Origin of the sequence: Psychrobacter sp. 28M-43 (assembly GCF_014770435.1) — a bacterium.
Lineage (GTDB): Bacteria > Pseudomonadota > Gammaproteobacteria > Pseudomonadales > Moraxellaceae > Psychrobacter.
Genome location: NZ_CP061739.1, coordinates 726,902 through 743,477, shown reverse-complemented (window position 1 = coordinate 743,477; position 16,576 = coordinate 726,902). Strand labels below are relative to the sequence as shown.

The 16,576-nt window shown below is 43.6% G+C and carries 12 protein-coding genes and 2 tRNA genes; 8 read left to right on the top strand and 6 right to left on the bottom strand.

Going from position 1 to position 16,576, the window contains the following annotated elements; translation table 11 throughout:
* The first annotated feature begins 164 nt into the window (after positions 1-164).
* The 7 genes from leuS to IEE84_RS03195 all read left to right on the top strand — a co-directional run bounded on the left by leuS (position 165) and on the right by IEE84_RS03195 (position 9,285).
* Positions 165-2,852, top strand: a complete 2,688-nt coding sequence (gene leuS, locus IEE84_RS03225) for a leucine--tRNA ligase (RefSeq protein WP_191114826.1) — start codon at positions 165-167, stop codon at positions 2,850-2,852.
* A gap of 66 nt (positions 2,853-2,918) precedes the next feature.
* Entirely contained in the window at positions 2,919-3,632 is a 714-nt protein-coding gene (locus IEE84_RS03220) for an LPS-assembly lipoprotein LptE (RefSeq protein ID WP_224737874.1), read from the top strand.
* Positions 3,633-3,794: 162 nt separating this feature from the next.
* Positions 3,795-4,913: a DNA polymerase III subunit delta gene (locus tag IEE84_RS03215; protein WP_191114825.1), complete on the top strand. Its 1,119-nt coding sequence runs from the start codon at positions 3,795-3,797 to the stop codon at positions 4,911-4,913.
* Positions 4,914-5,190: 277 nt separating this feature from the next.
* Positions 5,191-6,516 (top strand): efflux RND transporter periplasmic adaptor subunit, encoded by a 1,326-nt coding sequence (locus IEE84_RS03210; RefSeq protein ID WP_191114824.1) that lies wholly within the window; start codon positions 5,191-5,193, stop codon positions 6,514-6,516.
* A gap of 314 nt (positions 6,517-6,830) precedes the next feature.
* The gene (locus tag IEE84_RS03205) at positions 6,831-8,780 is read left to right on the top strand and encodes a MacB family efflux pump subunit (protein WP_191115360.1); all 1,950 of its coding nucleotides are present in this window, start codon (positions 6,831-6,833) and stop codon (positions 8,778-8,780) included.
* A gap of 194 nt (positions 8,781-8,974) precedes the next feature.
* Positions 8,975-9,050 (top strand) — tRNA-Lys (locus IEE84_RS03200).
* A gap of 159 nt (positions 9,051-9,209) precedes the next feature.
* Positions 9,210-9,285, top strand: a tRNA-Lys gene (locus IEE84_RS03195).
* 102 nt (positions 9,286-9,387) lie between these two features.
* Here the strand turns inward: IEE84_RS03195 and IEE84_RS03190 are convergent.
* Together IEE84_RS03190 and IEE84_RS03185 are read right to left on the bottom strand one after the other, a co-directional pair.
* Entirely contained in the window at positions 9,388-10,176 is a 789-nt protein-coding gene (locus IEE84_RS03190) for an MBL fold metallo-hydrolase (protein ID WP_191114823.1), read from the bottom strand.
* 310 nt (positions 10,177-10,486) lie between these two features.
* Positions 10,487-12,574 carry a catalase gene (locus IEE84_RS03185; RefSeq protein ID WP_191114822.1) on the bottom strand — a complete coding sequence of 696 codons (2,088 nt, stop codon included), beginning with the start codon at positions 12,572-12,574 and terminating at the stop codon, positions 10,487-10,489.
* A gap of 558 nt (positions 12,575-13,132) precedes the next feature.
* Here IEE84_RS03185 and IEE84_RS03180 point away from each other — a divergent pair.
* Entirely contained in the window at positions 13,133-13,924 is a 792-nt protein-coding gene (locus tag IEE84_RS03180; protein ID WP_191114821.1) for a dienelactone hydrolase family protein, read from the top strand.
* A gap of 129 nt (positions 13,925-14,053) precedes the next feature.
* Here IEE84_RS03180 and IEE84_RS03175 read toward each other — a convergent pair whose 3' ends face one another.
* The 4 genes from IEE84_RS03175 to IEE84_RS03160 form a co-directional block, all read right to left on the bottom strand.
* Complete coding sequence (locus tag IEE84_RS03175) at positions 14,054-14,743, bottom strand: DUF938 domain-containing protein (RefSeq protein ID WP_191114820.1); 690 nt, start codon at positions 14,741-14,743, stop codon at positions 14,054-14,056.
* Positions 14,744-14,843: 100 nt separating this feature from the next.
* Entirely contained in the window at positions 14,844-15,308 is a 465-nt protein-coding gene (locus IEE84_RS03170; RefSeq protein WP_191114819.1) for a flavodoxin family protein, read from the bottom strand.
* 1 nt (position 15,309) lies between these two features.
* On the bottom strand, positions 15,310-15,723 hold the full coding sequence (locus IEE84_RS03165) for an OsmC family protein (RefSeq protein WP_191114818.1): 414 nt from the start codon (positions 15,721-15,723) through the stop codon (positions 15,310-15,312).
* 31 nt (positions 15,724-15,754) lie between these two features.
* On the bottom strand, positions 15,755-16,411 hold the full coding sequence (locus IEE84_RS03160; RefSeq protein WP_191114817.1) for a hypothetical protein: 657 nt from the start codon (positions 16,409-16,411) through the stop codon (positions 15,755-15,757).
* Positions 16,412-16,576 lie beyond the last annotated feature (165 nt).

The window sequence follows — 16,576 nt, the reverse complement described above, 5'->3', positions numbered from 1 at the left end:
TGACTAGATATAGAGAATGCATTACTTTTAATCGTCAAACCTAGTAAGCAACTGCATCATATCGTCGCAATTTTCGCCAAATTACGCTATGCTATGGCATTGTCAAATTCCACCTATTTTGATCCGTATTAAACAAATCAGTATCAACCAATTTCGAGCCGACTATGAGCAACGCCGTGACAGCAGACCAAGCAGAAAACAGCTATTATAACCCACAAGCGATAGAAGCCGCGCAGCAAACCAAATGGGCCACTGACAAGCGCTTTGAAGTAAGCAATGAGCCAAGCGACAAGCCAAGTCGTTACATGCTGTCGATGTTCCCTTATCCAAGTGGTAAGCTGCATATGGGCCACGTACGTAACTATACGATTTCTGACGTATTGAGTCGTTATTATCGCCTCAAAGGTTATGAAGTCATGCAGCCAATGGGCTGGGATGGTTTTGGCTTGCCAGCTGAAAACGCGGCAATTGCTAACCAGACTCCACCTGCTGCATGGACATTTGCCAATATTGACAGCATGCGTGCGCAGCTTAAATTGCTAGGCCTGTCTATTGACTGGTCGCGTGAGTTTGCCACTTGTAGCCCTGAATATTATCAGTGGGAGCAATGGTTGTTTTTGCAATTATACAAAAAAGGTCTAGTCTACAAAAAGCTGTCGACGGTCAACTGGGATCCTGTTGATAACACTGTTTTAGCAAACGAGCAAGTCATCGATGGCAAAGGCTGGCGTAGTGGTGCTGCGGTCGAAAAACGCGACATACCTATGTACTACTTCAACATCACTGACTATGCTGATGAGCTATTGGATGATTTGGATCAGCTAGAAGGTCATTGGCCATCTGAAGTACTAACCATGCAGCGTAACTGGATTGGTCGTAGTGCTGGTATGGAAGTGCACTTCCCTTATGAGCTTGCTGGTGAAAAAAACACCTTAGACGTGTTCACTACTCGTCCTGATACCTTGATGGGTGTGACTTATGTCGCTGTTGCCGCAGAGCATCCACTTGCACAATATGCCTCTGAGCAAGATGACGCAATCGCTCAATTCTGTGCGCTTTGTAAAAAAGGCTCAGTCGCTGAAGCTGATCTGGCCAAAGCTGAAAAAATCGGTATGGATACAGGCCTCACTGTGACGCATCCTTTGACTGGTGAAGAAGTGCCAGTGTGGGTTGCCAACTATGTGCTGATGAGCTATGGCTCAGGCGCAGTCATGGCAGTACCTGCTCATGATGAGCGTGATTATGAGTTTGCCAATAAATACGACCTACCAATCAAACAAGTCATCAATACCCCTGATGGTTATTTTGATGAGCTAAAAGCAGATGCCAAAGCGAACGATAGTGAAGTCAATCTTGCTTATACCGAGCGCAATACCTTAGTTAATTCAGGTGAGTTTGACGGTCTAGATTTTGAGCAAGCGTTTGAAGCAATGCTAGCTAAGCTTGAGCCGAAAGAGCTGGCCAAGAAAAAGATCCAGTATCGCCTACGTGATTGGGGGGTGTCTCGCCAGCGTTATTGGGGTTGCCCTATCCCAATGATCAACTGTGAGCATTGTGGTACGGTGCCTGTTGAAGAGCAAGACCTACCAGTTGTGTTGCCAACCGACGTCGTACCTGATGGTCGCGGTAACCCACTTAAAAATATACCAGAGTTTGTCAATACCACTTGTCCTAAATGTGGCAACCCTGCTGAGCGTGAGACCGATACCTTTGATACCTTTGTAGAGTCTAGCTGGTACTATGCACGCTTTGCTAGCCCAAATGATGCGCAAAACATGGTCAATAAATCTGCTGCCAATAAATGGTTGCCAGTCGATCAATACGTCGGCGGTGTCGAGCATGCGGTGATGCATCTGTTGTATGCACGCTTCTTCCATAAGCTGATGCGTGACGAAAACTTAGTCACAGGTGATGAGCCATTTGCCAACCTAATGACCCAAGGCATGGTGCTCGCTGGTACGTTCTACCGCGTCAATGCGGATGGCAGTACGACTTACTACTTTGCAGAAGATATCGATATTGACTTCAACGAACGTGGTCAACCCATTAAAGCTATCTTGAAGTCAGACGGCCAGCCAGTGACGATTGGCAAAATCGAAAAAATGTCTAAGTCAAAAAACAATGGCGTAGATCCACAGCTAACCATTGATAAATATGGTGCTGATACGGTTCGTCTATATACGCTATTTACTGCGCCTGCGGATCAAACGCTTGAATGGTCAGATGACGCGCTAAAAGGCCCTTATAACTTTGTGAAAAAAGTATGGCGCATTGCAACCGACCATACGCAAGCGCTAACAGCCGCCAATATCAGCATTGATACGCTGAACAGTGCTACCTTGAACACAGACGGGTTGAGCAAAGAAGCCAAAAACTTACGCCGTAAAACGCACGAAACAATTGCTAAGATTGACAGTGATTTGGGTGATCGTCTGGCATTGAACACGCCAGTATCAAGCCTGATGGAACTTGCTAATGAGCTGACTGGTTTTAACGCGAGTAATGAGCAAGAGCTGCACGTCAAACACGAAGCGTTGACCAATCTGCTGATTATGCTGTCTGTCTATGCGCCGCACGTTGGTGAACATCTGCTTGAGCAGTTAGGTCTTGATACCTTAACGTTGGACTACCCAACCGTTGATGAAAGTGCGCTGGTACAAGACATGATCACGATGGTGGTACAGGTCAATGGTAAGATGCGTGGTAAGATGGATGTCGCACCAAACAGCGATCCTGAGCAGCTAAAAGAGCAAGCTCGCACTATGGAAAGCGTGGCAAAATTCATCACGGGCGAGATCAAAAAAGAAATCGTCGTTCCTAATAAATTGGTTAACATCGTGGTTGTAGGCTGAGGTATCTTGAGCTAAGTATTTTAGGCTTAGTGCTCTAAGCCTTCTTATCATATGAGGATAGCGTTTATGTCATACAAGCATCGAGCTGAGCAGGCGCAACCAGAATTAAGCGCACACAGCCTAGCTAACAAAAAGTCCCATGGCCAAAAGCTCGGAGCAGTCTTACTTGCCACGCTGCCAATGTTTGCGGTGGTAGGTGCAGCCGCTGCTCTTAGCGGCTGCGGCTTCCAGCTGCGTGGCTACGACTCAGCGATGCTGCTTGACGTCGAAAAAACAGCAGTTATTATCGAAGACAATCGCACCTCATTCCCGCTGAAACTACCATTGACGCGCCGCCTAAAGACGTTAGGTGTCGATGTTATTAGTAATATAAGCTCGGAAGAAGTTGCCCGCAATAACCAACAAGCAGGGGCTGAGTCTATTGCCGCTATCGACATCCGTAATGTACGTTTTAAGCGTTACGAATTGGTTGGCGTATTAACAGAAATTCGCTTAGTACTATCAGCAGATGTCAGCTATCAAACGATGGAAAATGGTAAGCCTGTAACCCTGAGCAACCCCATTCAGGTCGAGCGAAGCTATCAGTACAACGAAGCATCTGTTAGTACTGACGATCAGCAAGGTGATCAGACTCGCGATTGGCTCTATGATACTTTAGCTCGCCGTATCACTGACCAGTATGTTGCTATCTCGCTTCCAAAAGTTGCACCTGCTGCCAAACAATCTGTGCAAATGAATAAAGGCGTGACGCCAACCGTTGTCGTCGTACCACAACCGTAATAGTTAGTCGTTCTGATTATCAAACGATACCATTTCTAGAAATATGACTAGCAAACTAAGCGAGTGTAAGTACTACCTTGAGTAGACTGGGCTAGCTTGATACTACTAATCATATTTTTGGAATTGGTATTACCTGCTCATCAACCTGTGTAACACCACGCTATGCAAGATACTTTCATAAAAGCCTACCCAAAACTACTGCAGCCTTCCGTTGCGGTAGCTGGCTTGTGGCTGGCGCACGGTGACGAGCCACTGCTGAGTCAATGGTTGATAGATGCGCTGCGTCCACACTGGCGCGCACAGAATTACGCAATCAAACGTATAGAGTTGATTTCTGTCAAAAGCTGGCAAGAAGTACTATCCGAGCTTGGTAGTCAGTCTTTATTTGATGATGCCAGTGCCTTAATCGTGACGGGCAACCATAAACCTGACAAAGCAGTTATCGCCGAGCTGGAACGTTTTGCGGTCGAGGCACAAGCTGGCACACACAGTCATAGTGTGTTGTGGCTCACACCTAAGCAAGACAAACGCAGCCAGAGCAGCAAATGGTTTGCTCCTTTTGCACAATATGGCAATGTCATTGATTGCAATTTATACAATGAGCAGCAGCGCCAACAGCTACTACAAATACAAGCTCAGAAGTTTGGCTTACGATTGTCTCAAGAGGCGTGGCAGCTACTCATGTCACACACTGAGCATCATTTGCTAAGTGCTTATCAAACCTTATGGCGGTTGTCTTATCTGTTTGCACCGCAGCTAGTTGCTAATAGCCGTACTAGTGAAAATAGCCGTACTAGTGAAGATAGTGCTAATGACAATAGTACCGAACAACCTAATAGCTTTTCACAACCTGTGAATAATGTGGCATTGGATATTACAGACCTACAAGCAGCGTTGGTCAGCGACGCGCAGTTTAGTGTGTTTGATTTGTCTGATGCGATGCTCGCGGGTAAGAGTACGCAGGTCGCCAAAATCATGTTTCAGCTAAAGTCGACCGATGAACCCACTACCCTAGTGCTCTGGGCTATTAGCAAAGACATGCGTCAAATCATTCAACTTATGGACGGTCAAGACCCTCAAGCATTAGGCATTTGGCGTAGTAAGCAAGGGTTGTACCAACAAGCCTGTCGTCGTCAGTCAAAACAACAAACGAGCGAATGGCCTGCTCTGCTTTACCGCTGTGACCAAGCTATTAAAGGCCTTATTCGCCAGCCAGCATGGGAGCTATTATTACAAGCAGCACTAGAGCTCGCAGGTAAGCGTTTATTTGCGATGCGCTAAGACTAGCCTATCATCGCCTTCTTTTATTTCGCTTATTCACGAGTTATCCATCTCTTCTCTTACTGATTCATACATTTAAACGCTATAAATCCAGATTCTACTACCTTATCTTGTTCTCCTATAATCTCCGTTTTATCGATTTTTAGTAAGCATTTCTTTTCTGTACCTAACTCTGTTCTTGACTACCTTAACCTTTCGTAAACTAATTTCCATTCCCTTTTGTAGGTGAAGTCTCTACTATATCTACACTTGATTTAATTGTGATTGGATTGTTGTCATGCGCAAAATAAGCAAAAAGTCTGCTATCAAATGGGGTGTCATCACCTTAATTATCGTAGCATTAGGGGCTTTGGCCTATACTTTTTTAAAACCAGAAGAAACCACACCTAACTATTTAACCGCAACCGTTGAAGTCGGTGATATTGAAAACAATGTCATGGCGTCTGGTAAAGTAAAAGCGTTAAATACCGTCGATGTAGGGGCACAGGTATCTGGTGAAGTAAAACGCCTGTACGTTGAAGTCGGTGACGAAGTCAAGCAAGGCGATTTGATTGCGCAGATTGATCAAGTGACTCAGAAGAACAGCCTGAGCAATGAACAAGCCAGTCTTGAACAAAGCGAAGCTGCGCTACAAAGTGCTCAAGCAGAATCGTTAAGCAAACAAGCCAGTCTAAAAAGTGCCTATGCCGATCTTGCCAGCCGTCAGTCTGAGCTCAAACAAGCACAGTCTGATTTTGCGCGTTTGCAAGACTTAGTCGCTATCGACGCTATCTCGCAGCAAGAATATGATACGCAGGCGACCAGTGTCGAGACCGCAAAAGCAGCCGTTGCCAATGCACGTGCGGCTATCGATACAGCAAAAGCCGCGATTGCGACTACCGAAGCCAATATCAACAGTCAGCAAGCAGCATTGCGCAAATCACGAACCAACGTCAGTACTGCTGAAGAAGATTTGAGCTATACCACGATTCGCGCCCCGATATCAGGTACCGTCGTTTCCATTACGACTGAGCAAGGCACCACGGTTAACGCTAATCAAACGGCACCAACACTAGTGACGTTAGCAGACTTATCGACCGTACGTATCAATGCGCAAATCTCGGAAGCGGACGTCATTAACGTCAATGCTGGTATGCCTGCTTATTTCAACATCATCGGTAATCCAGATCAGCAGTATGATGCGACGTTGACTGCTATCGAGCCTGCCCCAGAGCAAATCAGTAGCACCAGCTCAACAGACGCTGCGATCTATTATGTCGGCTACGTAGAAGTACCAAACCCTGACCGCTTATTCCGCATTGATATGACAGCGCAGATTTATATTATTGTTAACGAAGCCAAAAACGCCTTATTAGTACCGTCAACAGTGATACAAGAAAAACGCTCTAAAGGTAAAGAAAAAGGCAAAGCAGCCACTGGTAAGTTTGTACGTGTACTAAAAGAGGATGGAACCGTAGAAGAGCGTACCGTGAAAGTCGGTATCGATAACCGAGTAAATGCGCAAATCTTAAGCGGTTTGAAAGAAGGGGAAGAAGTAATCATCAGTGAAGAAAGCGGTAAGAAATCAGGTAGCGGCCGTATCCCTGGTGGACCTCGAATGTAACTTGTTCTTTGACTATGTTGAATAAAAAAGGGCTTGTTAAACATAGCAGCCCTTTCATAACAACGCTATAACGCTTATTAGCCTTTATTAAAGACACTGCTATGACTATATCTCAATCTCCTAAACCGTCGACTGAAGATAGCTCTGAAAGTAGCACGGCTCAAAACTTAGGGTCACACACTTCTGCTAACCCTTCAAACAACTCAGATAATTTAGACAATTTGGATAACTTAAATAACTTAGACAGCTCAGATAATTTAAGTAATCCGGCAAAAACCAATACTGCTAATCATCCTGCATCAGGCAAGCCCATTATGGAGTTGTCTGGCATTATCAGAGAGTTCCCTGCTGGTGAGCAAACCATTCGCGTCTTGCATGATATCAATCTAACTATCAATCAAGGTGAGATGGTTGCTATCATTGGACAATCAGGCTCTGGTAAGTCCACCTTGATGAATATCTTAGGCTGCTTAGATCAAGCCACTGCTGGCGATTATAAGATTTATGGTCAATCTGCCCGTAAGCTTGATGCCGATCAGCTAGCAGAACTGCGCCGTGAGCACTTTGGTTTTATTTTTCAGCGCTATCATTTGCTTGGTGATATTAGTGCCAAAGACAACGTCGCCGTCCCTGCTGTGTATGTTGGCATGGATACCGAGGCACGTACCAATCGTGCTGAGAAGCTACTAACTGACCTCGGCCTTGGCAATAAGGTCAACAACCGTCCCAATCAGCTCTCAGGTGGACAGCAGCAGCGTGTTTCCGTTGCTCGTGCACTGATGAATGGTGGCGATGTTATCTTGGCCGATGAGCCAACGGGTGCCCTAGACAGTAAGTCTGGCGAAGACGTCATGGCAATTTTGCATGACCTCAGTGCACAAGGTCATACCATTATCATGGTCACTCATGATCCAAAGCTAGCGGCGCAAGCGGAGCGTGTGATTGAGTTAAAAGATGGCTATGTCATCGCTGATTATCAAACTGAGCATTATAAGCACACCGACAAAAAACCAGAATCTATCCTTGGTGAACACCGTAAAAGTGCCTTTGGTAGTTTCATAGATCGACTGCTTGAAGCGTTTAAGATGTCTTTGCTTGCCATGCGCGCGCATAAGATGCGTACCCTACTGACCATGCTCGGCATTATCATCGGTATCGCTGCGGTCGTATCTATCGTAGGTCTTGGACAAGGCTCTCAGCAGCAAATCCTCGCCAATATCAGCTCATTAGGTACCAATACCATTACCGTCAATGATGGCTACCCTAGAGGCGACCCTAGACGCCGCTATAACGATGACAACTTGACGCCAGAAGACGCCGAAGCGGTCGGCAATCAGCCATATATTATCAGCGTTAGCCCTCAAGTAAATGCCAACTCTAGCGTGCGTTATCGAAGTATACAAGAGGATGCTACCGTCAACGGCGTTGGCGAAGACTATCTAACCGTTACTGGTGAGACATTGGCATTGGGTCAAGGGTTTGATGCAAAAAGCGTCACATTACGTAGTCAAGATATCATCATCGATGACAATGCCAAGCAGACCTTTTTTTCAGATATTGATAACCCTGTCGGTGAAGTGATACTGGTTGGTAGTGTACCTGGACGCGTAATTGGCGTCCTCGAAGAGAGCGATGGTGGCTTTGGCCCCAGTGTGACGACGCCTACTATATATATGCCTTATACGACGGTGATGTCGCGTGTCACGGGTAGTACCAATATTGACCGCTTTGTAGCGTTGTTAGATGATAGTATCTCTTCTAGCGCCGCAGAGACAGCCATCTCTGACTTAATAGAGAGTCGCCATGGCAAAGATGACTTTGAGTTACGCAACTCAGACTCTATCCGTCAAACCATTGAATCGACGACAGGCACAATGACCCTGCTTATTTCATCGGTCGCGGTCATTTCATTGATCGTCGGCGGTATTGGGGTGATGAACATTATGCTAGTCTCTGTCACCGAACGCACCAATGAGATTGGTGTACGAATGGCAGTGGGCGCGCGTCAGAGCGATATTATGCAGCAGTTCCTCATTGAGGCCGTTCTGGTCTGTATCTTAGGAGGACTGATTGGTATTGGACTGGCCTTTGCCATTGGTGAGCTGATTAATAGCGTGGGCGGTGATAATTTCAAAGTTATCTATTCATCAACCTCTATTATTGCCGCTTTTGTTTGTTCGACGTTAATTGGCGTAGTATTTGGATTCTTGCCAGCGCGTAATGCTGCCAAATTAGATCCTGTTGAAGCACTTTCTCGAGACTAATAACCGATTATTGACTCGCTTTAGCCAAAAATAGAGCAGTCAATATCGATATAATGGCAAAAATTTAAAGAAACTGGAATAAATTGGCAATTTTATAAGAGAATTACACTTTTTTTATCATGTGGGGTTGTAATTGTCATAATAATATATATAATGTGCTCTCACGTTTAGGGATACAAACACTTTAAACGTTAGGGCTGTTAGCTCAGTTGGTAGAGCAGTTGACTTTTAATCAATTGGTCCCGCGTTCGAGTCGCGGACAGCCCACCATATTTAGTTTAATCTTTATTAATCGTTCTGCCCTATCCGGTAGTAGACTAATAAAGATAAGTTTAAAAGACATCGTTAAGATGTTTAGTTTTAGAAAGTTCTTTAGTTAGAATTTTCTCTTGCAGAGTTAAAAAGCATCGCTTTTTTATATACTCTTCAGGGCTGTTAGCTCAGTTGGTAGAGCAGTTGACTTTTAATCAATTGGTCCCGCGTTCGAGTCGCGGACAGCCCACCATATTTAGAAAGCCCAGTTACTATCTTAGTAACTGGGCTTTTTTTCGTCTGGGCTTTTTAAACGTTGTTTTTTAGCTATTAGTTTCTTAACTTTTATATACCTCTATTTATTATGCTTACGTTTAAACAGTCGAAAGTTATCTCTCTTGCGCCATAGTAGTTTATGTCTGATCGTATCTTTGATAGTACGTGGGTGCTTGGGCGCATGAGCGATAAACTCATCAAACTCTGCCTTACTCATTGCAAGCTCTCGTCCATGAGCCATCATTACCATTGACGGTTGCAATGCCCTGATTTTTTTTAACGATTGAACATAGTATTTAGGATAGTAGACAGGAAACGGTGCTACGAACTTATGGCGCAATTTGATGATTAAATCAGCAGTGTATACTTCTCGACTGGGCAGATGAAACAAGGACAAATCACGATCCGTATGACCTGGTGTCTCTAGTACTTGCCATTCATCAAAATATGGCACAAGCTCACCATCTGTGACGGTGATATCTGGTTTCAGACTTGCCGAGTAATATAGGTTTTTAAGTGGGCGGCCTTGACGTCTGGCCACATAATATCCTAGATGTATATCTACGAAGTGCATCGTGCGCCCACCAATACCGCTATACCACTGCTTTTTTCTATCTGCTGAGACGATCAGACAGCCAGTCTTTTCTCGAAATTTATTCGCACCGCCTGCATGATCCGGATGCATGTGCGTGACCACTACTACTTTTAGATCGGTGACGGGTCGTTTTAACGTTGTCTTAATATAGTCAAGCACCATCGGTACATCAGCACGGCAGCAACCATCTAACAGCATTATTTTATCTGGATATACTGCCAGATAGCTACTCTGGATATATCCTTCTAAACGTACAATTTCACATAGACTCATTGGTGTTCCCTACCTCATTCGTCGTTATTATTGTGAGGCTTTTGTTCAGTTTTATAGCCAATCTTTAGTATAGCGCCCGTCACCACAAATAAAATGACTTTGAGTGAACGCTTGTGACTATATACAGAAGTAACATGGCATAGAGAGACGATGAAGCTAATACCATTAACAAATAACGATTAGAACCTGTATATATAGTTTTATACGTGGCAATTCTCACCTTACCAATAAAAAGCAAAAACCCAGCGCTTAGGCTGGGTTTAAGTAAACATTTAGCATTTAGATAGTTTGTAAATTACCTGCTTATCGACTAGGCAAGATCACGAACCTTTGGCTCACGTTCCCATAGACGAGACTTAGCATTGTTAATAAAGGCGTCTAGCTCAGCCAATGGCGTGACAAATTCATCTTTTTCAACTGGCAGTTTACTTAGGATAAATTCATCAGTCGCACCACAATAGGCGATGGCTTTGCAATGGTTGTACGCATCGTTGAACCAATCTAACGCTGAGCTGTCTTTTGCGAGCTTTTTAGCTTGGTCAGGCATGATGATACTAACGACGGCATCAAACATCACTGACGGACCACCAGCAAGGCGCTCATCAGCTTGTATGCGTGTACCATCATCCAATACGACTTCTTTATTAGGCGCTACAATCTTGACACTAGCACCTTGCGCCTTAGCAGCATCTTCGAACTTTTTAACTTCACTACTATTAGAACCTTCTGCAACTAAGATACCGATCATACGACCTTTTAGGCTATCAGGCGTTAGGCCAATAGTTTGTACCGCTTTAGAAGTTCCCAAGTCTTGCACGGGTGCAGCTGCATCAGCTGGCTCTGGTAGTTCCATACCCAGTGCCGTTGCTACTCGATTGGCCAAGTCTTCATCGATATGGATCAAATGGCTAAGCATACGCGTACGTACATGGGCTGTGTCTACTTTACCTAGCTCAAACGCATAAGCGGTTGCGATATGTGCTTGCTCAGTTGCTGTTTGACTGCGATAGAACATACGTGGCTGGCTATAATGATCTGCAAAGCTCTCGTCACGTACGCGTCCTTTTACGCCATCATCTAGTTGCTCATGGAATGAGTTGAAACCACGTTTAGCGCTTTCACGAGGACGAGTTGGATCTAGGCTTTGTGGTTCATAGAGTACACGTGTCTTAGGCACTTGCATTTGCATATGACCATCTTGCTGATTGTTGGCAAACGGGCATTTTGGTGCATTGATAGGAATCTGGGCAAAATTTGGCGAGCCTAGACGTGATAGCTGGGTGTCTAGATAACTGAACAAACGACCTTGCAATAATGGGTCATTACTAAAATCAACACCCGGTGGCAGATGCGATGGGCAGAATGCTACCTGCTCAGTCTCTGCAAAGAAGTTATCTGGATAGCGGTTCAATACCATCTTACCCACAACTTTCACTGGTACCAATTCCTCTGGAATCAGTTTTGTCGCATCGAGATGATCAAATGGGAATTCGTTGGCTTCTTCTTCAGTAAATAACTGCACGCCAAACTCCCACTCAGGATAGTCACCATTGTTGATCGACTCAAACAAGTCGCGGCGATGGTAATCAGGATCAGCACCTGAGATTTTCACTGCCTCATCCCATGTGGTTGACTGTACGCCCAATACTGGCTTCCAATGGAAACGTACAAAGGTACTCTTACCGTCTTTGTTGATTAAGCGATAGCTATGAATACCAAAACCTTCCATCATGCGTAGGCTACGTGGTAGACCGCGATCACTCATCAACCAAATCAGATTGTGCATGGTTTCAGGACTTAACGAGACAAAATCCCAAAACGTATCATGAGCAGATGCCGCTTGCGGGAAACCGCGATCTGGTTCTGGTTTTACCGCATGAATCAAATCTGGAAACTTCATCGCGTCTTGGATAAAGAAGATTGGCATGTTGTTACCAACAATGTCCCAGTTACCTTCTTCCGTATACATTTTCACAGCAAAACCGCGCACATCACGCGGCGTGTCTTTTGAGCCTTTATTACCCGCTACCGTTGAGAAACGTGTAAATAGTGGCGTTTGCTTACCCGTTTCGGTCAATACTTTGGCAGTCGTATATTCTTCTAGTGACTCTGTCAGCTCAAAATAACCATGTGCTGCGCTACCACGAGCATGGACGATACGCTCAGGGATGCGCTCATGGTCAAAATGATTGATTTTTTCACGTAATACAAAATCCTCTAACAGCGTCGGTCCACGTGAACCTGCTTTTAAAGAGTTTTGGTTATCAGCGATGGCCACACCTTGTTGCGTGGTCAATACCTTAGTGTCGTCGCCTGCACGCTGATGGGTTTCACCACCATTGCCACGTTCAGTATTCATGTCTTTGGCGGGGTCCGTATGATCGATATTATTATTCATAAAAAGTCCTAGCTAATAGATTGAGAGTGCTCTTTTAAATCATTAAAAGAGTGCCTACACAGGTTCGATATCCTTTGAGATAATGGTGACTTCATCTGTCATTTGTTTATCTGTGTTTTCAGCATTGCCGAGCGTTAAATTGATACCGCACTAAAATTCGTAAAGGAATAATAGGCTTAGGACTTATACTACCCAAAAAATAAGTCAAATATAGTTGCGTATATAGTAAACCTTGTTGATATTTAGTTAACGTTTATAGATGCTATAAAGCGACTACTTTAGATGGTCTTAAAGGCGCATAAACGTTAACAATAGAATCTTGTAATGTAGTTATTCTTTAAGGTATGCTTTTTATGAAGTACCAAAGACTATTGATAAATAAATTGGCAGGGTTTTAGCCTTATATTTATCTTCTTTATATCGTTGAATTCAAATGATTTCGTTACAAGAGAACCGAGCACAAGCTATACCTTAGTATGGTTAGCGAGGATGATAATGTAGCGGATTTGTAGGGATTTGATGATGCGACTATTTTATATAACTATAAGGCTACCTACCATGTTACCAACTCTAAGCTCCCCAACTAAAAAACCTTATCACTCATTGCTAGTAAGCGCGTCAATGGGTCTAATGGCATTAACGTTCAGTCAAACGGCTGCTGCTATCACAACCAAAAACGTGACCTACACGGTCGATGATAAAGCGTACGAAGGCTATTACGCCAAGGCGGACAAAGCTAATGCACCTTTTATCTTATTGATTCATGATTGGGATGGTCTAACTGACTATGAGCGCAAACGTGCTGACATGTTAGCGGCTGAAGGCTACAACGTATTAGCGGCCGATATGTTTGGACAAGGCATTCGCCCCACTTCTATCGAAGAAAACAAACGCCTAACTGGGGAGCTATATGATGATCGTAATAAAATGCGTCGCATATTGGCAGGGGCATTAACGGCAGGACAACTACAAGGCAATGATGTGCGTAAAGGCACGACTATGGGCTATTGTTTCGGTGGTACGGTCGCGTTAGAGCTAGCACGCTCAGGCTTTGAGCAAAAAGCCTTTGTACCCTTCCACGGTGCCTTTGATATTCCAACTGGTCAAAGCTATGACAACACTACGGGAGAAATCCTAGTCTTCCATGGCTCTGCTGACCAATCTGTCTCGCTAGAGAGCTTTGCGACTTTGGGCAAGACATTAGAAGCAGCCAAAGTACCTCACGAGATGGTCACTTATAGTGGAGCGCCACATGCCTTTAGCGTATTTGGCAGCGATAGATATGATGCCCGCGCCGATGAACGCTCTTGGAAACGCTACTTGGATTTTTTAGCAGAAGAATATAAATAACCTAACAGCACAAGTTGAATAAGTAATAATATAAACAAGCCCAAACAAAAAGACACCTTAATTATGATCTAATAATGATCCATTAAGGTGTCTTTTTATTTATTTAGTTTTTGCTGACGCTTTAAAAAATTAGCGCTTCTGAAATACCAATAGTTGATTATTAGCAGGCATCGCATACGTTTTTAAAAGTTGTAGATAATGAGCGTTTGCTAAACTAACGACATCTTCTTTATCGCGAATGCCGCTGTCAGGATTACCTGCTCTCAACATCGCATCAAATCGCTGATTACCTTCACTAGTATATTTGCCATGCTCATTAAATGGGCCATATATAATCAGCTTACCGTCAACAGGTAGTGCCTCACCAGCCAATGCAAATAATCGCTCTACCAAAGCCCAGCTAATAATATGCAAGGTATTGGCCGTAAATATCACATCGTAAGGTTTGGCTACATGACTGCTATTTAAATGACCACTATCTAAATGACTACTAACAGGTACTGAGTCATGCGCCAAATCAAACGCTAATGGCAAATATAAATTAGGTGCAGGATACGCATTGTGCCAAGCGATTATATGGCGATGATTACCAGTGACATCGCTAGTTTGCCACTGTATCTCCGGCAGATTAGGGGCAAAGTAAACACTATGCTGACCTGTCCCAGAGCCAACCTCTAGCACATGATTAAAGCCTTGCAGCTCAGTTTGAAGCACTTCTAAGATAGACTGTTTATTATTCTCACACGCTTGAGAAAACGGCAATGCAGAAATATCTACTTTATTATTTGGATTATCACTATCCGGATTATGGTCATGCATCACTATCCTCCCAGACCGTCTATTATGCTCTCAGTATTGATAGCAGTAGATGAACAAGCACTGTCTATGACTGACCTAATGCCCGCTAAACAATTGACTACTAGTAAATACCTGCCTCTACCCCAGCAGCCAACGTCATAGCAAGCTCTTCTACTTGCTCAGCAAAGCTATCTTGCCAATCACCCTGTAGTATCAGCGCCTCTTGAGTCCATGACCAGCGTAGCCCCGTTATAATCGTTTTGAGCGCAAGCTTGGTACCTGTACCATCATGCCCTGCCCGTATATATACCGCAAACGGCATACCTTGCTTCTCTTCTAATACTGGATAATAGCAACGATCAAAAAAATCCTTGGTCAGCCCTGCCATATACGCTAGATTTTCGGTCGTACCTAATAGCAAGGCATCAGCAGTCAATACATCCTCAGGCTGTGTGTCCTGCGGTGATTTCAAAATGACAGTGATATCTATATCAGGATGATTGGCACCGTCATAAGCTGCCTGCGCCAATTTCTGAGTATTGGGCGATGGCGTATGAGCGACGATGAGTAACGTCTTAGTAGACATATTAGGCGTCTGTGCCATTGTTAAACACTAGATTTTGAGTAATGGCAGGATCCAAGCTATTGCCTACTGGACAGGTCAACGCGGTTTTATAAAACCGTTTTAAGGTACTCTCATCCAATGCTTTTGAAAAATTAACCACAACGTGTATTTCACTTACACGTCTTGGTTTCGCCACCATGACTTTGGTAACTTCTGCGGTCGTACCTGAGATATCGATGTCCATCGCTTCGGCTTTGATACCAATAATTGTTAAGATACAACTACCCAAACTGGTCGCTAGTAAATCAGTCGGTGAAAACGCTTCGCCCTTACCATGATTGTCTGTCGGCGCATCAGTGATGATTTGATTATTCGACTGTAGGTGAATGGCTTGGGTGCGTAAATTGCCTTGGTAGGTTACTTTTGAGGTTGTCATAGGGTTCTCTTTTTTGAATATTTTTTGTTTTTTATTTAGCACGCTCTATAATATCTTTTATTATATCTGTTTCGCTATAACCTTTAGCCAAGTCCCATCCTGTAAAAACTGACCAAAGAAATTTACAGAGTGACTTTACATCCTCGTATTCTCCTTCTGTTAACTCCATTCTCATAATGATCTGTGAAAGATTATTAAGAAAGTTAACTACTTCGGGATCATTCACGTTGACAACATTGCGTGTATATTTTATTTCTTCATTTAAGATTTGAAGATAGTATATGATCTCTTTAAGATAGTAGTCACTCTCCTCAAGAGAGTTAGCTACAGCACCCCAGCGACTTTCTCCCCGTGTATTTTTCATTTTAAAATAACGACGAAATTCAGATAGATTAAGAAGTTCTTCTTTATTAGGATATTCTTGAGAGTCACTAAGTATTAGAAATGTACTAATACATGACATTTTGAACTGTATGTATTGGCCTTCAAGGTGTTTACGAACTAAACTCCTGCGTTTATATTCAGGCATATATACTACAAGAAAATAAAATATAGAACTGACTACAAAGCCTATACTCAAAGAGTTAAGCATACTTCCGTAGCCAATGCTATCTACAGTTTTTATTCCGATAGCCAAAAATACTAACGTAAGAAAAATCAAGGTCATAGTCAATTTTTTGTCAAGCATTTACAACACCTTTTCATTAAGCTTAACACTAATTTAAGTGTGTTGGGTGGTTGGCAAACTTTCTTTTAAAGTGTGTCGGTTATTAAAAAGAATGTTATAGCCTCATTTCAATATATACGTTACTTTCTGACAAATACTTTACTGTTTGAGATATAGTCAAATAAC

Bases quoted from the DNA above. Each gene is read 5' to 3' on its own strand.
- leuS (WP_191114826.1), top strand. From the start codon at position 165: ATGAGCAACGCCGTGACAGCAGACCAAGCAGAAAACAGCTATTATAAC.
- IEE84_RS03220 (WP_224737874.1), top strand. From the start codon at position 2,919: ATGTCATACAAGCATCGAGCTGAGCAGGCGCAACCAGAATTAAGCGCA.
- IEE84_RS03215 (WP_191114825.1), top strand. From the start codon at position 3,795: ATGCAAGATACTTTCATAAAAGCCTACCCAAAACTACTGCAGCCTTCC.
- IEE84_RS03210 (WP_191114824.1), top strand. From the start codon at position 5,191: ATGCGCAAAATAAGCAAAAAGTCTGCTATCAAATGGGGTGTCATCACC.
- IEE84_RS03205 (WP_191115360.1), top strand. From the start codon at position 6,831: ATGGAGTTGTCTGGCATTATCAGAGAGTTCCCTGCTGGTGAGCAAACC.
- IEE84_RS03190 (WP_191114823.1), bottom strand. From the start codon at position 10,176: ATGAGTCTATGTGAAATTGTACGTTTAGAAGGATATATCCAGAGTAGC.
- IEE84_RS03185 (WP_191114822.1), bottom strand. From the start codon at position 12,574: ATGAATAATAATATCGATCATACGGACCCCGCCAAAGACATGAATACT.
- IEE84_RS03180 (WP_191114821.1), top strand. From the start codon at position 13,133: ATGTTACCAACTCTAAGCTCCCCAACTAAAAAACCTTATCACTCATTG.
- IEE84_RS03175 (WP_191114820.1), bottom strand. From the start codon at position 14,743: ATGCATGACCATAATCCGGATAGTGATAATCCAAATAATAAAGTAGAT.
- IEE84_RS03170 (WP_191114819.1), bottom strand. From the start codon at position 15,308: ATGTCTACTAAGACGTTACTCATCGTCGCTCATACGCCATCGCCCAAT.
- IEE84_RS03165 (WP_191114818.1), bottom strand. From the start codon at position 15,723: ATGACAACCTCAAAAGTAACCTACCAAGGCAATTTACGCACCCAAGCC.
- IEE84_RS03160 (WP_191114817.1), bottom strand. From the start codon at position 16,411: ATGCTTGACAAAAAATTGACTATGACCTTGATTTTTCTTACGTTAGTA.